This is a genomic window from Limnospira sp. (genome assembly GCF_051859755.1).
In the GTDB taxonomy this organism is placed as follows: Bacteria; Cyanobacteriota; Cyanobacteriia; order Cyanobacteriales; family Microcoleaceae; genus Limnospira; species Limnospira fusiformis.
This window is the reverse complement of record NZ_JBIMLI010000125.1, coordinates 1-15,414: the sequence shown is the minus strand read 5'-3', so window position 1 is coordinate 15,414 and position 15,414 is coordinate 1. Positions and strand designations below refer to the sequence as shown.

Below are 15,414 nucleotides of genomic sequence, written 5' to 3'. Positions count from 1 at the left end.
TTGTTGGAGAAATCCTGCATCAGCAAGTCGTGTCGTAGAACAAAGAATCCCCGTGCGTTCACGCCGGGGAGTGTCAATAGTTAACTGTCCGACAAAGATACTCCCCAAAACTGTTGGGTTCAAATTTCGCCTGTTTTCCATCTGAATCTACCCGGAGGCGATCGCGACAATTATAAATCCACTCTCCCTGTGCTACCCCGTCAATACTCAGTTTCGCCCTATATTCCCAATGATATTTGGCGCTGCGTTTAAGGCTAATTATACATATCTGGTGATTATCGATCATTCGACATATCGCCGCCTCTGACACTGGTACTATCATCACTGACAATAAACCAAACCACACTAAACCTAAGACTATCAATCTCATCAAACCACCCTCTTCGAGACTCTCCCTATACCTGTACTCAGGTTAGCGATCACAGGAAAACAGGGGCAGGATTTTTCTGGTATATCAGTTACTCTCAATTCTTAACAAACTTACGAAAATCAAAACTATCCCCAGCTATACATTAGCTAAACTTAACTAAGTCCGCCCATTTTTGCCAAATTTAGTGTTACCTAAGATACGCCTATTGAGTAGAAATTAATAAACTAGCCAAAAAGAGAAACCCGGTTAATCGCCGAGGGTATCCCAGGCTTTGCATCTGGCTGGTCTGACCGCACATCATCGAGGATAGCTATAGTATCATCCGAGGGTTTTACGAGGGTTATATAGCAATTTGCGGCTTATTTATTAATAGTATTAGCCGCTAAGTCAAATAATACAATTATTCAATCCAAGCGGAGCGCACCCGTAGGCAAATCGCCGCCATGTCGCTCAGTAGTAAAAGACTCAATTCTCCCTTCAAAAGAGTTAAAAATCACCCGAATTTCATCATAAGCCACAGCAGTAGAAACCCCTCTAGGTGTCCGACAATTAACCTGAAGTAGCCAGCGAAAACCATCTACATCCTGATAATAACTTTTGCCACAATCAAAGCCAATAAAGCCTTCGATCGCCAATTGATTTAATCCAGCGATACCCATGGGGCTACCAAGTATGGCATCAATAGTATCACGGGTTTCCTGTTGATTTAGCCTGCGCCATACTATATCGCTGCTAGTATTCTGAGCCAGGATGATATCCTCAGAAAAACCAGGGTTGATTTGACCATGAGCCGGACTCGCAAAAGTTGCTAATAATCCCGCCAGCCACAGCATTTTACAGCCTTTCCAAACCGACAAGTAATGTGTAGCAGCCATAATTTTATCTCTCCATAATTGTTGCCAGACTCATCTTATCATCAAAGCAGCAATAGTCGAGGGACAGTTGGGGGAAGTTGGGAAGGGTGAAATAATGAGGATGATATTTGATAGAATTGTGGCGGACACCTTAGTTATCAATAATTTACCAGTGAACTTTCAATCAGTTATTGCCACCCTGAACCAATTTTGGAGCGATCGCGGTTGTTTAATTGCCCAACCCTATGATACCGAAAAAGGGGCAGGAACCATGAGCCATCATACATTTCTACGGGCGATCGGTCCAGAACCGTGGTCTGTGGCGTATATAGAACCCTGTCGCCGCCCTACAGATGGACGTTATGGGGAGAACCCTAACCGCTTTCAACATTATTATCAATATCAGGTACTAATCAAGCCTTCTCCCAACAATATCCAAGAGATTTATTTAGACTCTTTGCGGGTACTAGGAATCAATCCAGAAGACCATGATATTAGGTTTGTCGAGGATAACTGGGAGTCACCCACTTTAGGTGCTTGGGGTGTAGGTTGGGAAGTGTGGTTAGATGGGATGGAAATTACTCAGTTTACCTACTTCCAACAATGTGGAGGAATTGATTGTCGTCCGGTTTGTATTGAAATCACCTATGGATTAGAAAGGCTGGCGATGTATTTGCAAAATGTAGATGCTATTGTCAAAATTGCTTGGACTGATGAGATTAACTATGGTGATATTCATCTACAGGGGGAAATAGAACAATGTACCTACAATTTTGAAGCATCTAACCCCGAGTTACTGTTTAATTTATTCTCGTTGTATGAACAGGAAGCGGAACAGTTGATTGAGCAAGGTTTAGTTTTACCGAGTTTAGATTACGTCCTCAAGTGTTCCCACAGTTTCAATTTATTAGATGCTAGGGGGGTAATTGCGGTGACTGAACGTACTAGATATATTGGCAGAATTCGGAATCTGGCGCGTCGGGTGGCTCACTGTTATTTGGAACAGCGAGAAGGTCTGGGTTTTCCCCTCCTCAAATCTCCTCAAGCGGCTTGAAATTCCTCCGAGTCATGCCAGATAGGTATACAGACAAGTCCAGCCTTGTCCCTTCCCTAGGGTTAATTTCATGGTGCAGGGGGTAGGGGTTGATGTGATCCTGGAAAATCCTTGTCGGTTGGGTTGAAAAAATGACCAAAGGATGTCATAATGAGAGATTGTGAGTTTGAAACGACTGCCATGCAAGCCCAGGAAATTATCCGCGCCATTGAGCAAGAAGAGATCGAGAGTATCAAAACCAAGGTCCAAAAAGGAAGTATCCCTAAAATCTATGTAGGAGATACGGTGAAGGTCGGTGTGAGAATCACTGAAGGTGGAAAGGAAAGGATTCAGCCCTATCAAGGGACGGTAATCGCTATGCGTAATGGTGGTATCAACGAAACCATCACCGTCCGTCGTATTTTCCAGGGGGTTGGGGTAGAACGGGTGTTCTTGCTCCACTCACCCCGGATTGCTAGTATTAAGGTAATCATGAGAGGGAAGGTCCGTCGGGCTAAATTGTACTATCTTCGCGATCGCGTTGGGAAAGCGACGCGAGTTCCTCAGCGTTTTGATCGTCCTCTTTAAGTCCCTTTCTGTAAAGGTTGGCGACCAAAACTTTAAATTTCCACAAAAAGCACTTGCATCTATCAAGACACCGTGCTATACTAGCGAGCGGTTATGGCATAAAAGCCCCATGCAGGGTGCGTCCTTAGTTCAGTTGGTAGAACGCAGGTCTCCAAAACCTGATGTCGAGGGTTCAAGTCCTTCAGGGCGCGTTAACTAAGCAAAAGTCAACCAGGTTAAGTTTTTGTTAGCCTGGTTTTGGCTAATGAAAGCGGGCGACATCAATTAACTAAAACTCAAAAAGTATTAGGGCAATGTTTCAGTATGGCACTGAGGATGTTACAATAAGTAGTTTGAGCCAGCGTGCCGCAGTTGTTAAAATCGACTGTTAAGTTAAAAATCACGAGGGGGAAAGCTGTGTCAAAGAAAGAAGAAGCAGGGATTCAGGAAGTCCCGAAGGGGTTTAGTGTTGGTGGTTTTTTGAAAGAAACCAAGGAAGAACTAGATAAGGTGGTCTGGCCTACTCGCCAGCAACTGCTGAGTGAATCGGCGGGAGTCTTGTTAATGGTAATGCTTTCAGCAACACTAATCTATTTAATAGATAACTTCTTTCGTTGGTCGTCGGGGCAGGTATTTGGATGACTTTTGGATCAGATGAGTCAGAACAACTCAATGTAATGTCTGAAATAGACAGTGAGCCAGAATATGCGCCAGGACAAGTCCGCTGGTATGCTGTTCAGGTAGCATCTGGCTGCGAAAAGCGGGTGAAACTGAACTTAGACCAACGGGTTCAAACTCTGGATGTGGCTGACCGGATTCTCAAAGTGGAGATTCCCCAGACTCAGGCGATTAAACTCCGTAAGGATGGCAGTCGCCAGCATAGTCAGGAAAAAGTATTTCCGGGCTATGTGTTAATCCAGATGAAACTGAACTGGAATAATGAGTTCAACCAGTGGGATGTTGACGATGAGGCTTGGCAGGTTGTCAAAAATACCCCTCATGTGATTAACTTTGTCGGGGCAGAGCAGAAACGTCACTCCGGGCGAGGGCGGGGCCATGTTAAACCCCTGCCATTAAGTCCATCAGAAGTTGATCGGATTTTCAGACAAACCCAGCAACAGGAAGCTGTTGTGAAGGTAGAGATGGCGAGTGGGGATCATATCCTGGTGCTATCTGGCCCGTTCAAAGACTTTGAAGGGGATGTCATTGAAGTGAGCCCGGAACGTAATAAGCTCAAGGCCTTACTGTCGATTTTTGGACGAGACACGCCAGTGGAATTGGAGTTCAATCAGGTTGAAAAGCAGGGCTAACAAATGGCAAAGAAAGTTGTAGCAGTTATCAAGTTAGCAATTAACGCGGGAAAAGCAAACCCGGCTCCCCCCATCGGCCCAGCTTTGGGTCAGCATGGGGTGAACATCATGATGTTTTGCAAGGAGTATAACGCCAAAACTGCGGATAAGGTGGGTTTGGTGATTCCGGTAGAGATTTCGGTTTATGAAGATCGAAGTTTTACTTTTGTCCTCAAAACTCCGCCAGCGTCAGTGCTGATTAAGAAAGCGGCCGGAATTGAAAAAGGTTCAGGTGAACCGAACCGGGTTCGAGTGGGAACAATTAATCGCAGCCAGTTGCGAGAAATCGCAGAGGTGAAAATGCCGGACCTGAATGCGAATGATTTGGAAGCTGCCATGAAAATTGTGGAAGGGACAGCCCGTAATATGGGTATTGCTGTCGCGGATTAATTTAGGTAGCTAAGAAAAAAATTTGAGCCAACCCAATTGTTGAATTGACATATTGGGGGAGAAGTTTAACTTCGTTATTGACCCCAGGAGGAAATCATGCCAAAAAAAGTATCGCGTCGATTAAAAGAACTTCAACAAAAGGTTGAAGATAGACTTTATGAACCCCTAGAGGGCCTGCAACTACTCAAGGAAACGGCAACGGCTAAGTTCCCGGAGTCGGTAGAAGCCCACATTCGTCTTGGTATTGACCCGAAATATACGGATCAGCAACTGAGAACAACGGTGACACTGCCGAAAGGAACAGGACAAGAGGTGCGGGTGGCTGTTCTGGCTAAAGGTGATAAGGTGGCTGAAGCCCAAAGCGCCGGGGCGGACTTGGTGGGGTCAGATGATCTGATCGCAGAAATTCAGAAAGGAATGCTGGATTTTGACAAGTTAATCGCTACACCGGATATGATGCCCCAGGTGGCTAAGTTGGGTCGTTTGTTGGGTCCAAAGGGTTTGATGCCTTCCCCCAAGGGTGGTACGGTGACTATGGATTTAACTCAGGCGATCGCTGAATTTAAGGCAGGAAAACTGGAGTTTCGGAGCGATCGCACCGGGATTGTCCACGTGATGTTTGGAAAGGTATCTTTCTCAGCGGAAGACCTGCTGGTTAACCTGTCGGCGTTACAAGAATGTATTGACCGTAACCGTCCCTCTGGGGCTAAGGGTCGCTATTGGCGGAGTGTTTATGTCTGTAGCACTATGGGTCCAGCGATTCAGTTAGATATCAATGCTTTGCGGGATCTGAAAATCGCGGAAGCTGCATAGGGAAAGGGAATCTGTAGGCTACAGAAACTCCGGGCGAGAAGTGGACAGGGAGAAGGTTGGTACTCAAATATACTCATCCCTGCTCCCTGCTGCTGATTTCCCCGAAAATAACTTTTTGCTTGACAACATACACGAATAGTGTAATAATGTTTAATTGTGCAATTAAGCACTGTAGCCCACTTATAATTCTAAAGATCTGATAACCGAAGACAGCAGGCGCAACTGGCTTAATATCCTGCCGAGGTTAAGGTATTAAAGATTTTAACGGTGAATTAAAGGCTAATTATGCCTTGAGTTCTAACGGATAATTTTTATTCCTTTACCCGGCTTGGTGAGTTCCGGGTTTTTTAATGCCAATTTGTCTTCTGTTTGACCCATTAGGGATTGGGCGTTCATCAAATACGGAGGTTCAACAGGAATGGGAAGAACCTTAGCCCAAAAGGAAAACATTGTTGTAGATATCCAGAAGCAGTTAAGCTCCGCTCAACTGACTTTGGTGATTGACTACACTGGGCTGTCTGTTTCCCAAATTACTGACTTGCGGAACCGCCTTCGGGAAACGGGTAGTGTCTGCAAAGTCACGAAAAACACCTTGATGCAGAAAGCGGTTGAAGGAGATGACAACTGGAAACCGATGGAGAAATTCCTCAGCGGTAGTTCAGCGTTTATCTTCATTCAAGACGATTTTGGTGCTGCGATTAAAGCGTATCAGGCTTTTCAAAAGGAAAGCAAAAAAACTGAGCTACGCGGCGGGGTGATGGAAGGTCGCGCTTTGAGTCCTGATGAGATCAAAGCTATTACAGAACTTCCCACCAAGGAAGAACTCATGGCTCGTATCGCGGGAGCGATCAACTCTATTCCTACGAAGGTGGCGGTTGGAGTCAATGCAGTTCCCACGAAGCTGGCGGTTGGTATCAAAGAGGTTCCGGCTTCTCTGGTGCGCGCTATCAAGGCTGTATCCGAAAAAGACGATTCCCAGGCGGCTTAAATCGCTTTTCAATTGTTTGTTATTTATTACTTGTTGAGGGTTAACCCATGTCTGAAAAAACTGATCAAATTTTAGAACAACTAAAATCTTTGAGCCTGTTAGAAGCATCTGAGTTGGTTAAGCAAATTGAGGAGGCTTTTGGCGTTGATGCTTCGGCTTCTGCTGGCGGCGGTATGATGATGATGGCTGCTCCTGGTATGGCTGCTCCTGGTGCGGAAGCGGCGGCGGAAGAAGAAAAAACTGAGTTTGATGTGATTCTGACTGAGTTCCCCGCTGATAAGAAAATCGCGGTTCTGAAAGTAGTTCGTAGCATTACCGGTTTGGGTCTGAAGGAAGCTAAAGACTTGGTAGAAAGTGCTCCTAAAGCTATTAAGGAAGCTACCACCAAAGAAGATGCGGAAAGCATTAAGAAACAACTAGAAGAAGCTGGCGCTAAAGTGGAAGTTAAATAATTCTCTGAATGCGAACAGGACCCTCCCCTAATTCAGGGAGGGTTTTTTGAGTTGACTGGGTTCGGTGGTGGAGTGAAAAACGCTGACTTCTTTGGGGGTCAGGTTTTGGGAGGCTCTATTGAGGCGATCAAAAATGTGGCGGGACATTTGAGGAAAGATGTCTTGATCTTGAGAGTAGGCGGGATCATTGGCGAAAATTGCCAGAATATAAATGGTCTGATCATCTAGGGTTCTTACAAAAATCACTTCTTGGCGTGAGTGGCTGGTATAACCAACTTTGGAACCAAAATAAATGTCTGTGGGTAATGATTGACCTAAAAATCCTTCGATAAAGTGGCGATCGCTTTCGTCCCAAGTCTCGGAATTTAGATCTCGGGTGAGAAGGTAAGCCATTTTGGTGCTGGCTATGGGAGAAACGGCTTGCTGGGTGTAAATTTCATACATTAGCCGCGCCGCCTGGTCTGTGGTGATCTGGTTTCCATTAACTAGGTCTCGAGTTTGCTTTAATTGCAGATCTCTACCTGTGGGTGTTTCTTGTGAGTTGTCGATGGGATAATTTTTCATGCTGAGAATAATTCCAGCATAACCCGCTTGTTCAAAGAATTTGTTAATCTGACTGCGTTGGTTTAGCCAGGTTGTTAAGTCTTTTCCGGTTAAGGCTTCCCCGGAAGTGGTTTGGGTAATAGCATCTACAATTTCACTGGCTGATTGATTATCGGAAATGCGAATCATTTGGTTGAGGTGGTCATGAAATTTAGATTCATCCCTAATTGACCCACGTTCAACTTGATCAAAAAAGCCGACTAACCAAAATAGTTTGGCAACGCTGGCGGGAAACCTTAAAATTTGGTTGTTGTATCCAGCTTTGTAGTGCTTGCCGGAATCGCTCACATCTACTAAGGTGATCGACAGTGCTTCGGTCGGGAATCCTTTGTTTTTGGCGATCGCTACTGTTTCATTGACGATCGCCTGTAGTTGTGCTTTACTATCCCAGTTGGGTGCTGACTGCACATTATACCCGGTTTTTATTGGTTCTGTTGATGAGATTTGATCTACTTTGGCGGTTGAGAGTTTCAACACTAGGGACCTGACTATCGACAGCATACCCCACCCCAAAGCGATCGTTACTATCATTAGCAATAACAGCCGATCATACCGTAACCTTGGCAGACGCTTTACATTACCCATAATCCGATTTTTTTTATAGGAGTGTCCCCGTCGGCGAATATAAACCATTTTCTCAGCATTGACCTGCATACATACCATACCTTAACCCAAGGCGATCGCTACCATAGAAAAAGAAAATTCAAAGTTGATTTTTTCATCAATTTTTAAAAAATGGCCCTCGTAATTTAGCGCCGGGGGTTGACAAGTCCTGGGAACTCATGATACTATTAAGGTAGTAAGTTAAATAATGGTAATCTGTGCAAAAAATTAAAAATTATCACTATTCCCATTATTTAAAATGATACCACAAGCTCCCGCGAAACGCAACCCCCCTCCCCCAGAGGAAATTTTTTGTAACATTTCTTAATTTTTCGTTACAAAACTTAACATTGGTGTAGATTCAAAGCGGCATTTCGGTCTGTGGGCGGGTGAGATAGGACAGAATAGAATCAACAGTTTGTTGCTTGAGCCATTGTTTCTGGACGGCAAGTTCGCCAAACCTGAGATATTTTTGCTGTTGTTCAAGCAAAATCAAGTTAATTTGTTGATCATCCAAAAGCATAGCCTGTTTGAGGTAATAACCCAAAGGTTGCCTTTGTTGACTCCCACCAATTTGAGGTAGCTGCTCGGCAAAAAAGTCCACGGTTTCTTGACGTAGCCAACCCAAATCTGTGACAATTTCACCAAAGCGGAGATTGTGCCTTTGCTCTTGAATTTGAAGCACCCGTTGCACCTGAAGTTCATCTAATAAACCGGCATCCTCAAGCATTTGTCCCAATAAAGGCATTTGCCAATGAGGGGTAGCCATGTCTCCCAAAGAGCTAAAGGGGGAATGATAAAGGTTAAGTTTTTGTTGCATGAGTAGCAGGAAAAAGGGCATATCTTCAATGAGATAGCGCTTCCAGAGGCGCAGTGGTTCAGATACGAGTCTGTGTAACCACTCCAGACCTGCTTCACTTATCCACTGAGGTGAACGGGGTTTTTCTCCGGCTTCAAAATCAATAGTCGCGCCAATAGCTAAGAAGATTTTGGCATGGTTAAGTTTATCCTTATGTTTCATAATCCACTTTTCTTGTTTGGGAGCGCCGACCCCAACAGCAAGAACAGAGGCTTTTGAGTGATTAATGCGATCGACAATGCGTTGACATTCCAGCTCGTCTTTTTCAAAACCAAAGGGTGGAGAGTAGCAGTCAACGACCATTTCACGACCGACTTTTTCGTTGATTTTAACTTTCGCCCTAGCGGCTACACCTTCAGCAGCACCGAGCAAAAATATCTTAATCTCTTCACAATCTCGGTAGTAATTATAGAAGGCGGGAAATAGGTCAGAGCCGGATATTTTTTCAGCAATAGGCTGGTTTAAAAGCCGAGAAGCATAGTAGACAATCTGACTATCACAAACGCGGTAATCCGACTTATTATAGATGTCGTAAAACTCTTTGTCTTTCTGCAATCGCATCAAGTGATCGACATTAGGAGTGAAAACAATACCGCCACGTCTCCCAAGTTCTTCTAGGAGTTGTTCGGTGGTAATATTGTCAATACATATATTGAATAACTTAACTTCGTTCATGATATATGTACCGTGTTTTTACAGTTGTACCAAAAACCAGATAATAGATGGTTTTGATGGAGTTTTTGTTAGGTTGCAGTGGGCTGACTTGTCTGTAACACTTAATGAATGAAACTTAGCACGAATACCTCGGCATATTTTGGCTAACTAAGTTTCACGTAAAACTCCTGGGAGGGTTGGAAGCTCCGTGATTGATCACGGAGAGGAAAACCGACTCAAGCGGCTTTAGCCGCCAGCACCCCCTTGCGGGGTGGAGGGGTATGGTTGCCCCTCCATGGAGCTATGGTTGGCTCCGACTCCCTTGCGGGGTAATGTTTGCTTCGCCAATGTTCAGAGTCGGTACTATCCAAATCGCACGTCCTTAACCCCTTAGAGATGTTTAACGATTCGGTTCTAGGGCCTGGAACTAGCACGCATTCCAGGGTAGGAACTTTAACTCTTGCTCTGAACGGAGCCAGTTAAGGCTATAGCTGGTCAGCTACCTGAAAGGGGGGCACGAAGCCCCCGTGCTTCAGCCGGGGGTGCTGACTGAACTACTGCCAATTTTGATTTTGCTACAAAGAAGGATATAGTAGGAAAATGGCTGGTTTAGTGAAAAGTCAATCAAACTATCATGGGAATTTCACGCTGGAGGTGAAACGATAAAAAACCACCCAGCAGCCAGTGCGGTGCTAAAACCGAATCCCTTGGCTGAGGCAGTTAACCACATCATAAGGGTGAATAGCTGGGAAAATCAAGAAAATTATGTAAAGAATTAACAAACCATTGTAAAGGATCAGTTAAGATGGAGGGTAAAATTTCGATCGCTTTTAATTTAATAACACAGAAGCCGGGGCTGTATCAGGTAGATAAGCCCCATGACTGAATGGGAGAGAGAGGGTTATGGCTTAATCCTGATAAGCGGTCACAGGCGCACAGGAACAGACAAAATTGCGATCGCCAAAGGCATTATCAATGCGACCCACAGGCGGCCAATATTTATAGTCGCGAGTCCAAGCGGCGGGATAAGCGGCTACTTCCCGGGAGTAGGGACGATTCCACTCACCCACAATCAGAGATTCTGCGGTGTGGGGGGCTTGTTTAAGGGGGTTATTTTCCCGGTCAAACTCCCCGGACTCAATGGCAGCAATTTCCTGACGAATAGCAATCATAGAGGCACAGAAACGATCCAACTCATCGAGAGACTCACTTTCTGTAGGTTCCACCATCATAGTCCCCGCCACTGGCCAAGAAATAGTAGGGGCGTGGAAACCGTAATCCATGAGTCGTTTAGCGATATCATCCACATCAATATTAGCAGACTTTTTGAGCGATCGCAGATCCAAAATACACTCATGGGCAACTGTACCATTGTTACCCTTGTAGAGAATCGGATAAACCCCCTGTAGACGACGCGCCATATAATTAGCATTGAGAATGGCGACCTCGGTAGCTTTTTTCAAGCCAGAAGCCCCCATCATAGCAATATACATCCAGGAGATGACCAGAATACTAGCACTACCCCAAGGCGCAGCCGAAACCGCACCGCCTGAGTAAGTTTCCCCCATATCCACGACACAATGACCGGGTAAAAACGGTAATAGGTGTGGCATCACCCCAATGGGACCCATTCCCGGACCCCCGCCGCCGTGGGGTATACAGAAAGTTTTGTGCAAATTCAGGTGGCAGACATCAGCGCCAAAATCTCCGGGACGACATAACCCTACCTGTGCATTCATATTAGCACCATCCATATAAACCTGACCCCCGCAGCGGTGGATGATGTCACAAATATGGCGAATACCGTCTTCAAACACGCCATGAGTGGAGGGATAAGTTACCATCAAAGCAGCGAGTTGGTCTTGATGCTGTTCAGCTTTTTGCTGCAAATCATCAATATCAATATTACCCTGGCTGTCACATTTAACAGGTACAACTTTCATGCCACACATAACGGCACTAGCGGGATTAGTACCGTGTGCAGATTCAGGAATTAGACAAATATGGCGTTGATTTTCTCCTCGGCTTTGATGATAACCACGAATTGCTAATAAACCAGCATATTCCCCTTGAGAACCTGCATTAGGCTGTAGAGAAATGCCAGCAAATCCGGTAATTTCTGCCAACCATTCCTCAAGTTGTTGAAACAATACCTGATAACCTTGAGTTTGAGATTTGGGTGCGAAGGGGTGCAACTTACCAAACTCCGGCCAAGTGACAGGAATCATCTCGGCGGTGGCGTTAAGTTTCATGGTACAGGAACCCAGAGGAATCATAGAGGTAGTCAGGGATAAATCCCGACTTTCTAAGCGTTGTAAATACCGCAATAATTCGGTTTCTGAGTGATGGCTATTAAAAACGGGGTGAGTGAGGTAAGCAGAAGTGCGAGTTAAATGGGGGGGAATGGCGGATTTGATGGCAAGTTCTTCTAAGCCAAAGTTGAGGGGTTTACCCAGGGCAAAAATTTCCAGCAGATTAATAATATCTGCGGTGGTGGTAGTTTCATCTAGGCTGATACCAATAGAGTTATCGGCTATTGGTCGTAGGTTAATCTGGCGGAGTTGGGCGAGGGAGATAATTTCTGATGAGGATATATGACCCAATTCAACTTGTAGGGTATCAAAAAAGTGATGATTGGCGATCGCATATCCCAACTTTTGCAAACCCGTAGCCAACATCATAGTTAACTCGTGGATATTCTCAGCAATCTGTTTTAAGCCCTGTGGTCCATGATACACCCCATACATACTAGCAATGACAGCTAACAGAACCTGGGCGGTACAGATATTACTGGTAGCCTTATCGCGGCGAATATGTTGTTCTCTGGTTTGGAGGGCGAGTCGGAGGGCGGGTTGACCCTGGCTATCAATGGAAACCCCGACCATACGACCAGGACAGGAGCGTTTAAAGGCTTCCCTGGTGGCAAAATAAGCCGCGTGGGGTCCCCCATAACCTAGGGGAACACCGAGGCGCTGGGTGCTTCCTACGGCGATATCAGCGCCTAATTCTCCTGGGGGTGTCAGTAGGGTAAGGCTGAGGATATCTGCAGCCATGGTAATAATGGCTTTATGGTTATGGGCGGTTTGGATAAATTCCCGATAGTCGTAAATTGCGCCATTAGTGGCGGGGTATTGCAATAAAGCCCCAAAAATTGGATCGCTAAAGTCGAAGGTGCGGAAATCTCCAATAATGATTTCAATACCTAGGGGTTTAGCCCTAGTTTGTAGGACCTCTATGGTTTGAGGGTGACAGTCTTGGGAGACAAAAAAGTGATGGGCTTTGGCTTTGCTAATTCCATAACTCATGGTCATGGCTTCGGCGGCGGCGGTCCCTTCATCAAGAAGGGAGGCGTTAGCGATTTCTAGCCCGGTTAGGTCGATAACGAGTGTTTGAAAGTTTAGTAGGGCTTCCAAGCGTCCCTGGGCGATTTCGGCTTGGTAGGGAGTATATGCGGTGTACCATCCCGGATTTTCTAGGATGTTCCGTTGGATAACGGGGGGGGTGATACAGTCGGAGTAACCCATACCGATAAAGGAACGGTAAATTTGATTTTTACTGGCAATTTCGCGGAGTTTGACTAAAGCCTGATGTTCGGTAAGGGGGGTGGGTAGGTTCAGGGGGCGGTTTAAACGAATGCCTTGGGGAATGGTATTATCAATCAGGCTTTCTATACTGTTGTATCCGATCGCTGACAGCATTTGTTGAATTTCAGCGTCATTGGGGCCGATATGTCGGTTGAGGAATTGATCGGCGGGGGTTCTATTGATGTGACCATCACGGGGATGGCTGAGATTCGATGTACTATGGTTTGGGGATTTTGTGGGACCGGGTAAATTGATATCCAGCATGAAACTCCGACTGATTCAACAAAGATCATTTAAAACAGAATCATCAAATTGTAGTCCCTAAATCCCTGAATGGGTACAATGGCGGCTTGATGGAAGGTGTACAACAGATGATCGCTGGTGTTGGCTATGATAAAGTGACAATCTCTATGGAAACTAAGGTTTATCCGGTTATTTGGCACGAGGATCGAGTTTTACTCATTGACCAAACTCGCCTCAGTCATGAGTATGCGATCGTGGAAATTAAGCGCTATAAAGATATGGCTAGGGCGATCGCTACTATGATTGTCCGAGGCGCTCCGGCTATTGGTATTGCAGCCGCTTATGGTATGTATTTGGGGGCGCGGGATATTCAAAAAAGCGATCGCGATGGGTTTTTGGCGGAACTTAAAGGGGTGGCTGAGATTTTGGGGAATACTCGCCCCACGGCGGTAAATTTGTTTTGGGCTATTGAAAGAATGCTGAAAACCGCTAGGGAAACTTCGGTTTCTGTGTCGGAAATTCCCCAGGTGCTATTGGCTGCGGCTCAACAAATTCAAGCTGAGGACTTGAATACTTGTCAGGCGATCGGAGATCACGGACTGGCGGTTTTACCCAAAACTCCCGAACAGCTTAATATTTTGACTCACTGTAACACGGGATCTTTGGCTACGGCGGGTTATGGTACGGCTTTGGGGGTCATTCGATCCTGTAAGGCGGCGCAACGCTTGGGGCGGGTCTATGCTGATGAAACTCGCCCCCGTCTACAGGGAGCAAAATTAACTACTTGGGAATGTGTACAGGATCAGATCCCGGTGACTTTGATTGCGGATAATATGGCGGCTCACTGTATGAAGTTGGGGTTAATTCATGCGGCGATCGTTGGTGCCGATCGCATTGCGGCTAATGGAGATACCGCTAATAAAATTGGCACTTATAATGTGGCTTTGGTGGCTCGCGCCCACAATATCCCCTTTTTTGTAGCTGCTCCCCTGTCTACGGTAGACTTTCGATTACAGAGCGGGGAAGGTATCCCTATTGAGGAAAGAGACCCGAAAGAAGTTTATCAAATTGGCTCGACTGCTATTTGTCCCCCAGGTGTGGAGTTTTATAATCCGGCTTTTGATGTGACTCCGGCTGAGTTAATTACGGCAATTATTACTGAACATGGGGCTGTAGCACCTGGGGATCTCAAAAATCTTATGGTTCATCAATGCTGAATGTCTAACCAGAACAGGATTTCAGCAGCCAACCAATTACTACCCCTAGTCCCCCAAAACGGACTGCTTGCCAAAAGGGTTCTTTGAGGCTACCCCAGGTAAACAGGCTGCTTTCTAAGTTGAGTTCTACGGCTTCTAGTTCCTGGGTAAGCTGTTTTAATTCTTGCTTGAGTTGTTGGGATTTGACCTGCTGGAGTTGGGGGATCACTTGGTCAATGCGGTTTTTCAGCTCGGCTTGACGTTGGCGATCACGCTGAATTTGAGCTATCCTCTCTTGTATGGTGGCGATCGCTGTCGAGGCAGATTCGAGGGCTTCTTCGATTTCCTCTTGGTCCCGATTCAGTTGAGAATCATTGGGGTTAGGTTGGGATGAGGTATTTCTTGGCATAATGATTAGAAAATTCTCCCAACTTCAAATATAGAATCACCATGACTCATTCTAGTTCAACCAAAATTGATAATGCCGAGACTTTGCAACTAGCCCAGAAACTAGCTGAACATCTGGCTATTTCTGAACGGGACTGGCATCGTCTCAAATCTAATCGTAATGCTCGGGCTCGGGAACAGGTGGCCGCGGCTTTGATTTTTTTGCTCAAGGATGAACCATCTGAGGCTATCCCCAGATTACAACAGGCGGTCGGTTGGTTAGATAGGTCCATCTCTGCACCTCCATGTCCTACTCATGGCTCTAAATGATCCCCGAAATGGGTTGTTGAATCAAATATTCCACAGATAGGGCTACCAGCCTCGACTAGACTGTCAGCACCCCCGGCTGAAGCACGGGGGCTTCGTGCCCCCGCTTTCAGGTAGCTGACCAGCTTAAGCCTTAACTGGC

The 15,414-nt window shown here is 45.7% G+C and carries 16 protein-coding genes, 1 tRNA gene and 1 other annotated feature; of the genes, 11 read left to right on the top strand and 6 right to left on the bottom strand.

Translation table 11 applies throughout. The features are described 5' to 3' along the window. Nucleotides 1-73: 73 nt before the first annotated feature. Both ACTIE0_RS18490 and ACTIE0_RS18485 read right to left on the bottom strand, forming a co-directional pair. A complete protein-coding gene (locus tag ACTIE0_RS18490) occupies nt 74-286 on the bottom strand; it encodes a hypothetical protein (RefSeq protein ID WP_233497490.1) in 213 nt (70 codons plus the stop codon). Between the two features lie 488 nt (nt 287-774). Further along, the gene (locus tag ACTIE0_RS18485) at nt 775-1,245 is read right to left on the bottom strand and encodes a hypothetical protein (RefSeq protein ID WP_006622649.1); all 471 of its coding nucleotides are present in this window, start codon (nt 1,243-1,245) and stop codon (nt 775-777) included. A gap of 151 nt (nt 1,246-1,396) precedes the next feature. On the opposite strand from ACTIE0_RS18485, the gene glyQ reads away from it, so the two are divergent. The 9 genes from glyQ (at nt 1,397) to rplL (ending at nt 6,816) form a co-directional block, all read left to right on the top strand. Next, nucleotides 1,397-2,278: a glycine--tRNA ligase subunit alpha gene (gene glyQ / locus ACTIE0_RS18480; RefSeq protein ID WP_035760003.1), complete on the top strand. Its 882-nt coding sequence runs from the start codon at nt 1,397-1,399 to the stop codon at nt 2,276-2,278. A gap of 180 nt (nt 2,279-2,458) precedes the next feature. Beyond that, the gene (rplS, locus tag ACTIE0_RS18475) at nt 2,459-2,845 is read left to right on the top strand and encodes a 50S ribosomal protein L19 (protein WP_035760001.1); all 387 of its coding nucleotides are present in this window, start codon (nt 2,459-2,461) and stop codon (nt 2,843-2,845) included. 118 nt (nt 2,846-2,963) lie between these two features. Next, nucleotides 2,964-3,036: transfer RNA gene (locus ACTIE0_RS18470), tRNA-Trp, on the top strand. Nucleotides 3,037-3,241: 205 nt separating this feature from the next. Continuing rightward, nucleotides 3,242-3,466 carry a preprotein translocase subunit SecE gene (gene secE / locus ACTIE0_RS18465; RefSeq protein WP_006622645.1) on the top strand — a complete coding sequence of 75 codons (225 nt, stop codon included), beginning with the start codon at nt 3,242-3,244 and terminating at the stop codon, nt 3,464-3,466. Further along, nucleotides 3,463-4,134, top strand: coding sequence for a transcription termination/antitermination protein NusG (gene nusG / locus ACTIE0_RS18460; RefSeq protein ID WP_006622644.1), 672 nt, complete (start codon nt 3,463-3,465; stop codon nt 4,132-4,134). The genes secE and nusG overlap by 4 nt, the downstream gene beginning before the upstream one ends. 3 nt (nt 4,135-4,137) lie before the next feature. Continuing rightward, nucleotides 4,138-4,563, top strand: coding sequence for a 50S ribosomal protein L11 (gene rplK / locus ACTIE0_RS18455; RefSeq protein ID WP_006622643.1), 426 nt, complete (start codon nt 4,138-4,140; stop codon nt 4,561-4,563). Nucleotides 4,564-4,659: 96 nt separating this feature from the next. Beyond that, a complete protein-coding gene (gene rplA / locus ACTIE0_RS18450; RefSeq protein ID WP_006622642.1) occupies nt 4,660-5,376 on the top strand; it encodes a 50S ribosomal protein L1 in 717 nt (238 codons plus the stop codon). 185 nt (nt 5,377-5,561) lie between these two features. Then, nucleotides 5,562-5,734, top strand: a sequence feature (ribosomal protein L10 leader region). A 60-nt stretch (nt 5,735-5,794) separates the two neighbouring features. Further along, nucleotides 5,795-6,364, top strand: a complete 570-nt coding sequence (gene rplJ / locus ACTIE0_RS18445; protein WP_006622640.1) for a 50S ribosomal protein L10 — start codon at nt 5,795-5,797, stop codon at nt 6,362-6,364. Between the two features lie 47 nt (nt 6,365-6,411). Next, entirely contained in the window at nt 6,412-6,816 is a 405-nt protein-coding gene (gene rplL, locus ACTIE0_RS18440) for a 50S ribosomal protein L7/L12 (protein ID WP_006622639.1), read from the top strand. A gap of 27 nt (nt 6,817-6,843) precedes the next feature. Here rplL and ACTIE0_RS18435 read toward each other — a convergent pair whose 3' ends face one another. The 3 genes from ACTIE0_RS18435 to gcvP form a co-directional block, all read right to left on the bottom strand. After that, a complete protein-coding gene (locus ACTIE0_RS18435) occupies nt 6,844-8,073 on the bottom strand; it encodes a serine hydrolase (RefSeq protein WP_006670599.1) in 1,230 nt (409 codons plus the stop codon). 310 nt (nt 8,074-8,383) lie between these two features. Continuing rightward, the gene (locus tag ACTIE0_RS18430; protein ID WP_006622637.1) at nt 8,384-9,556 is read right to left on the bottom strand and encodes a WecB/TagA/CpsF family glycosyltransferase; all 1,173 of its coding nucleotides are present in this window, start codon (nt 9,554-9,556) and stop codon (nt 8,384-8,386) included. An 887-nt stretch (nt 9,557-10,443) separates the two neighbouring features. Beyond that, nucleotides 10,444-13,383 (bottom strand): aminomethyl-transferring glycine dehydrogenase, encoded by a 2,940-nt coding sequence (gene gcvP / locus ACTIE0_RS18425; protein WP_006670601.1) that lies wholly within the window; start codon nt 13,381-13,383, stop codon nt 10,444-10,446. An 89-nt stretch (nt 13,384-13,472) separates the two neighbouring features. On the opposite strand from gcvP, the gene mtnA reads away from it, so the two are divergent. Beyond that, nucleotides 13,473-14,579, top strand: coding sequence for an S-methyl-5-thioribose-1-phosphate isomerase (mtnA, locus tag ACTIE0_RS18420; protein ID WP_006670602.1), 1,107 nt, complete (start codon nt 13,473-13,475; stop codon nt 14,577-14,579). A gap of 4 nt (nt 14,580-14,583) precedes the next feature. On the opposite strand, the gene ACTIE0_RS18415 is transcribed toward mtnA, so the two are convergent. Next, nucleotides 14,584-14,967 carry a sll0565 family protein gene (locus ACTIE0_RS18415; protein ID WP_006622634.1) on the bottom strand — a complete coding sequence of 128 codons (384 nt, stop codon included), beginning with the start codon at nt 14,965-14,967 and terminating at the stop codon, nt 14,584-14,586. A 41-nt stretch (nt 14,968-15,008) separates the two neighbouring features. Here ACTIE0_RS18415 and ACTIE0_RS18410 point away from each other — a divergent pair, with 41 nt between their 5' ends. Continuing rightward, nucleotides 15,009-15,275, top strand: a complete 267-nt coding sequence (locus tag ACTIE0_RS18410) for a DUF6439 family protein (protein ID WP_006670603.1) — start codon at nt 15,009-15,011, stop codon at nt 15,273-15,275. Nucleotides 15,276-15,414: the final 139 nt, after the last annotated feature.

Coding starts and splice junctions, on each gene's coding strand:
- gcvP (WP_006670601.1), bottom strand. CDS start 13,383: ATGCTGGATATCAATTTACCCGGTCCCACAAAATCCCCAAACCATAGT.
- nusG (WP_006622644.1), top strand. CDS start 3,463: ATGACTTTTGGATCAGATGAGTCAGAACAACTCAATGTAATGTCTGAA.
- rplS (WP_035760001.1), top strand. CDS start 2,459: ATGCAAGCCCAGGAAATTATCCGCGCCATTGAGCAAGAAGAGATCGAG.
- ACTIE0_RS18435 (WP_006670599.1), bottom strand. CDS start 8,073: ATGCAGGTCAATGCTGAGAAAATGGTTTATATTCGCCGACGGGGACAC.
- rplL (WP_006622639.1), top strand. CDS start 6,412: ATGTCTGAAAAAACTGATCAAATTTTAGAACAACTAAAATCTTTGAGC.
- ACTIE0_RS18490 (WP_233497490.1), bottom strand. CDS start 286: ATGATCGATAATCACCAGATATGTATAATTAGCCTTAAACGCAGCGCC.
- ACTIE0_RS18410 (WP_006670603.1), top strand. CDS start 15,009: ATGACTCATTCTAGTTCAACCAAAATTGATAATGCCGAGACTTTGCAA.
- mtnA (WP_006670602.1), top strand. CDS start 13,473: ATGGAAGGTGTACAACAGATGATCGCTGGTGTTGGCTATGATAAAGTG.
- ACTIE0_RS18415 (WP_006622634.1), bottom strand. CDS start 14,967: ATGCCAAGAAATACCTCATCCCAACCTAACCCCAATGATTCTCAACTG.
- ACTIE0_RS18430 (WP_006622637.1), bottom strand. CDS start 9,556: ATGAACGAAGTTAAGTTATTCAATATATGTATTGACAATATTACCACC.
- rplJ (WP_006622640.1), top strand. CDS start 5,795: ATGGGAAGAACCTTAGCCCAAAAGGAAAACATTGTTGTAGATATCCAG.
- rplK (WP_006622643.1), top strand. CDS start 4,138: ATGGCAAAGAAAGTTGTAGCAGTTATCAAGTTAGCAATTAACGCGGGA.
- rplA (WP_006622642.1), top strand. CDS start 4,660: ATGCCAAAAAAAGTATCGCGTCGATTAAAAGAACTTCAACAAAAGGTT.
- ACTIE0_RS18485 (WP_006622649.1), bottom strand. CDS start 1,245: ATGGCTGCTACACATTACTTGTCGGTTTGGAAAGGCTGTAAAATGCTG.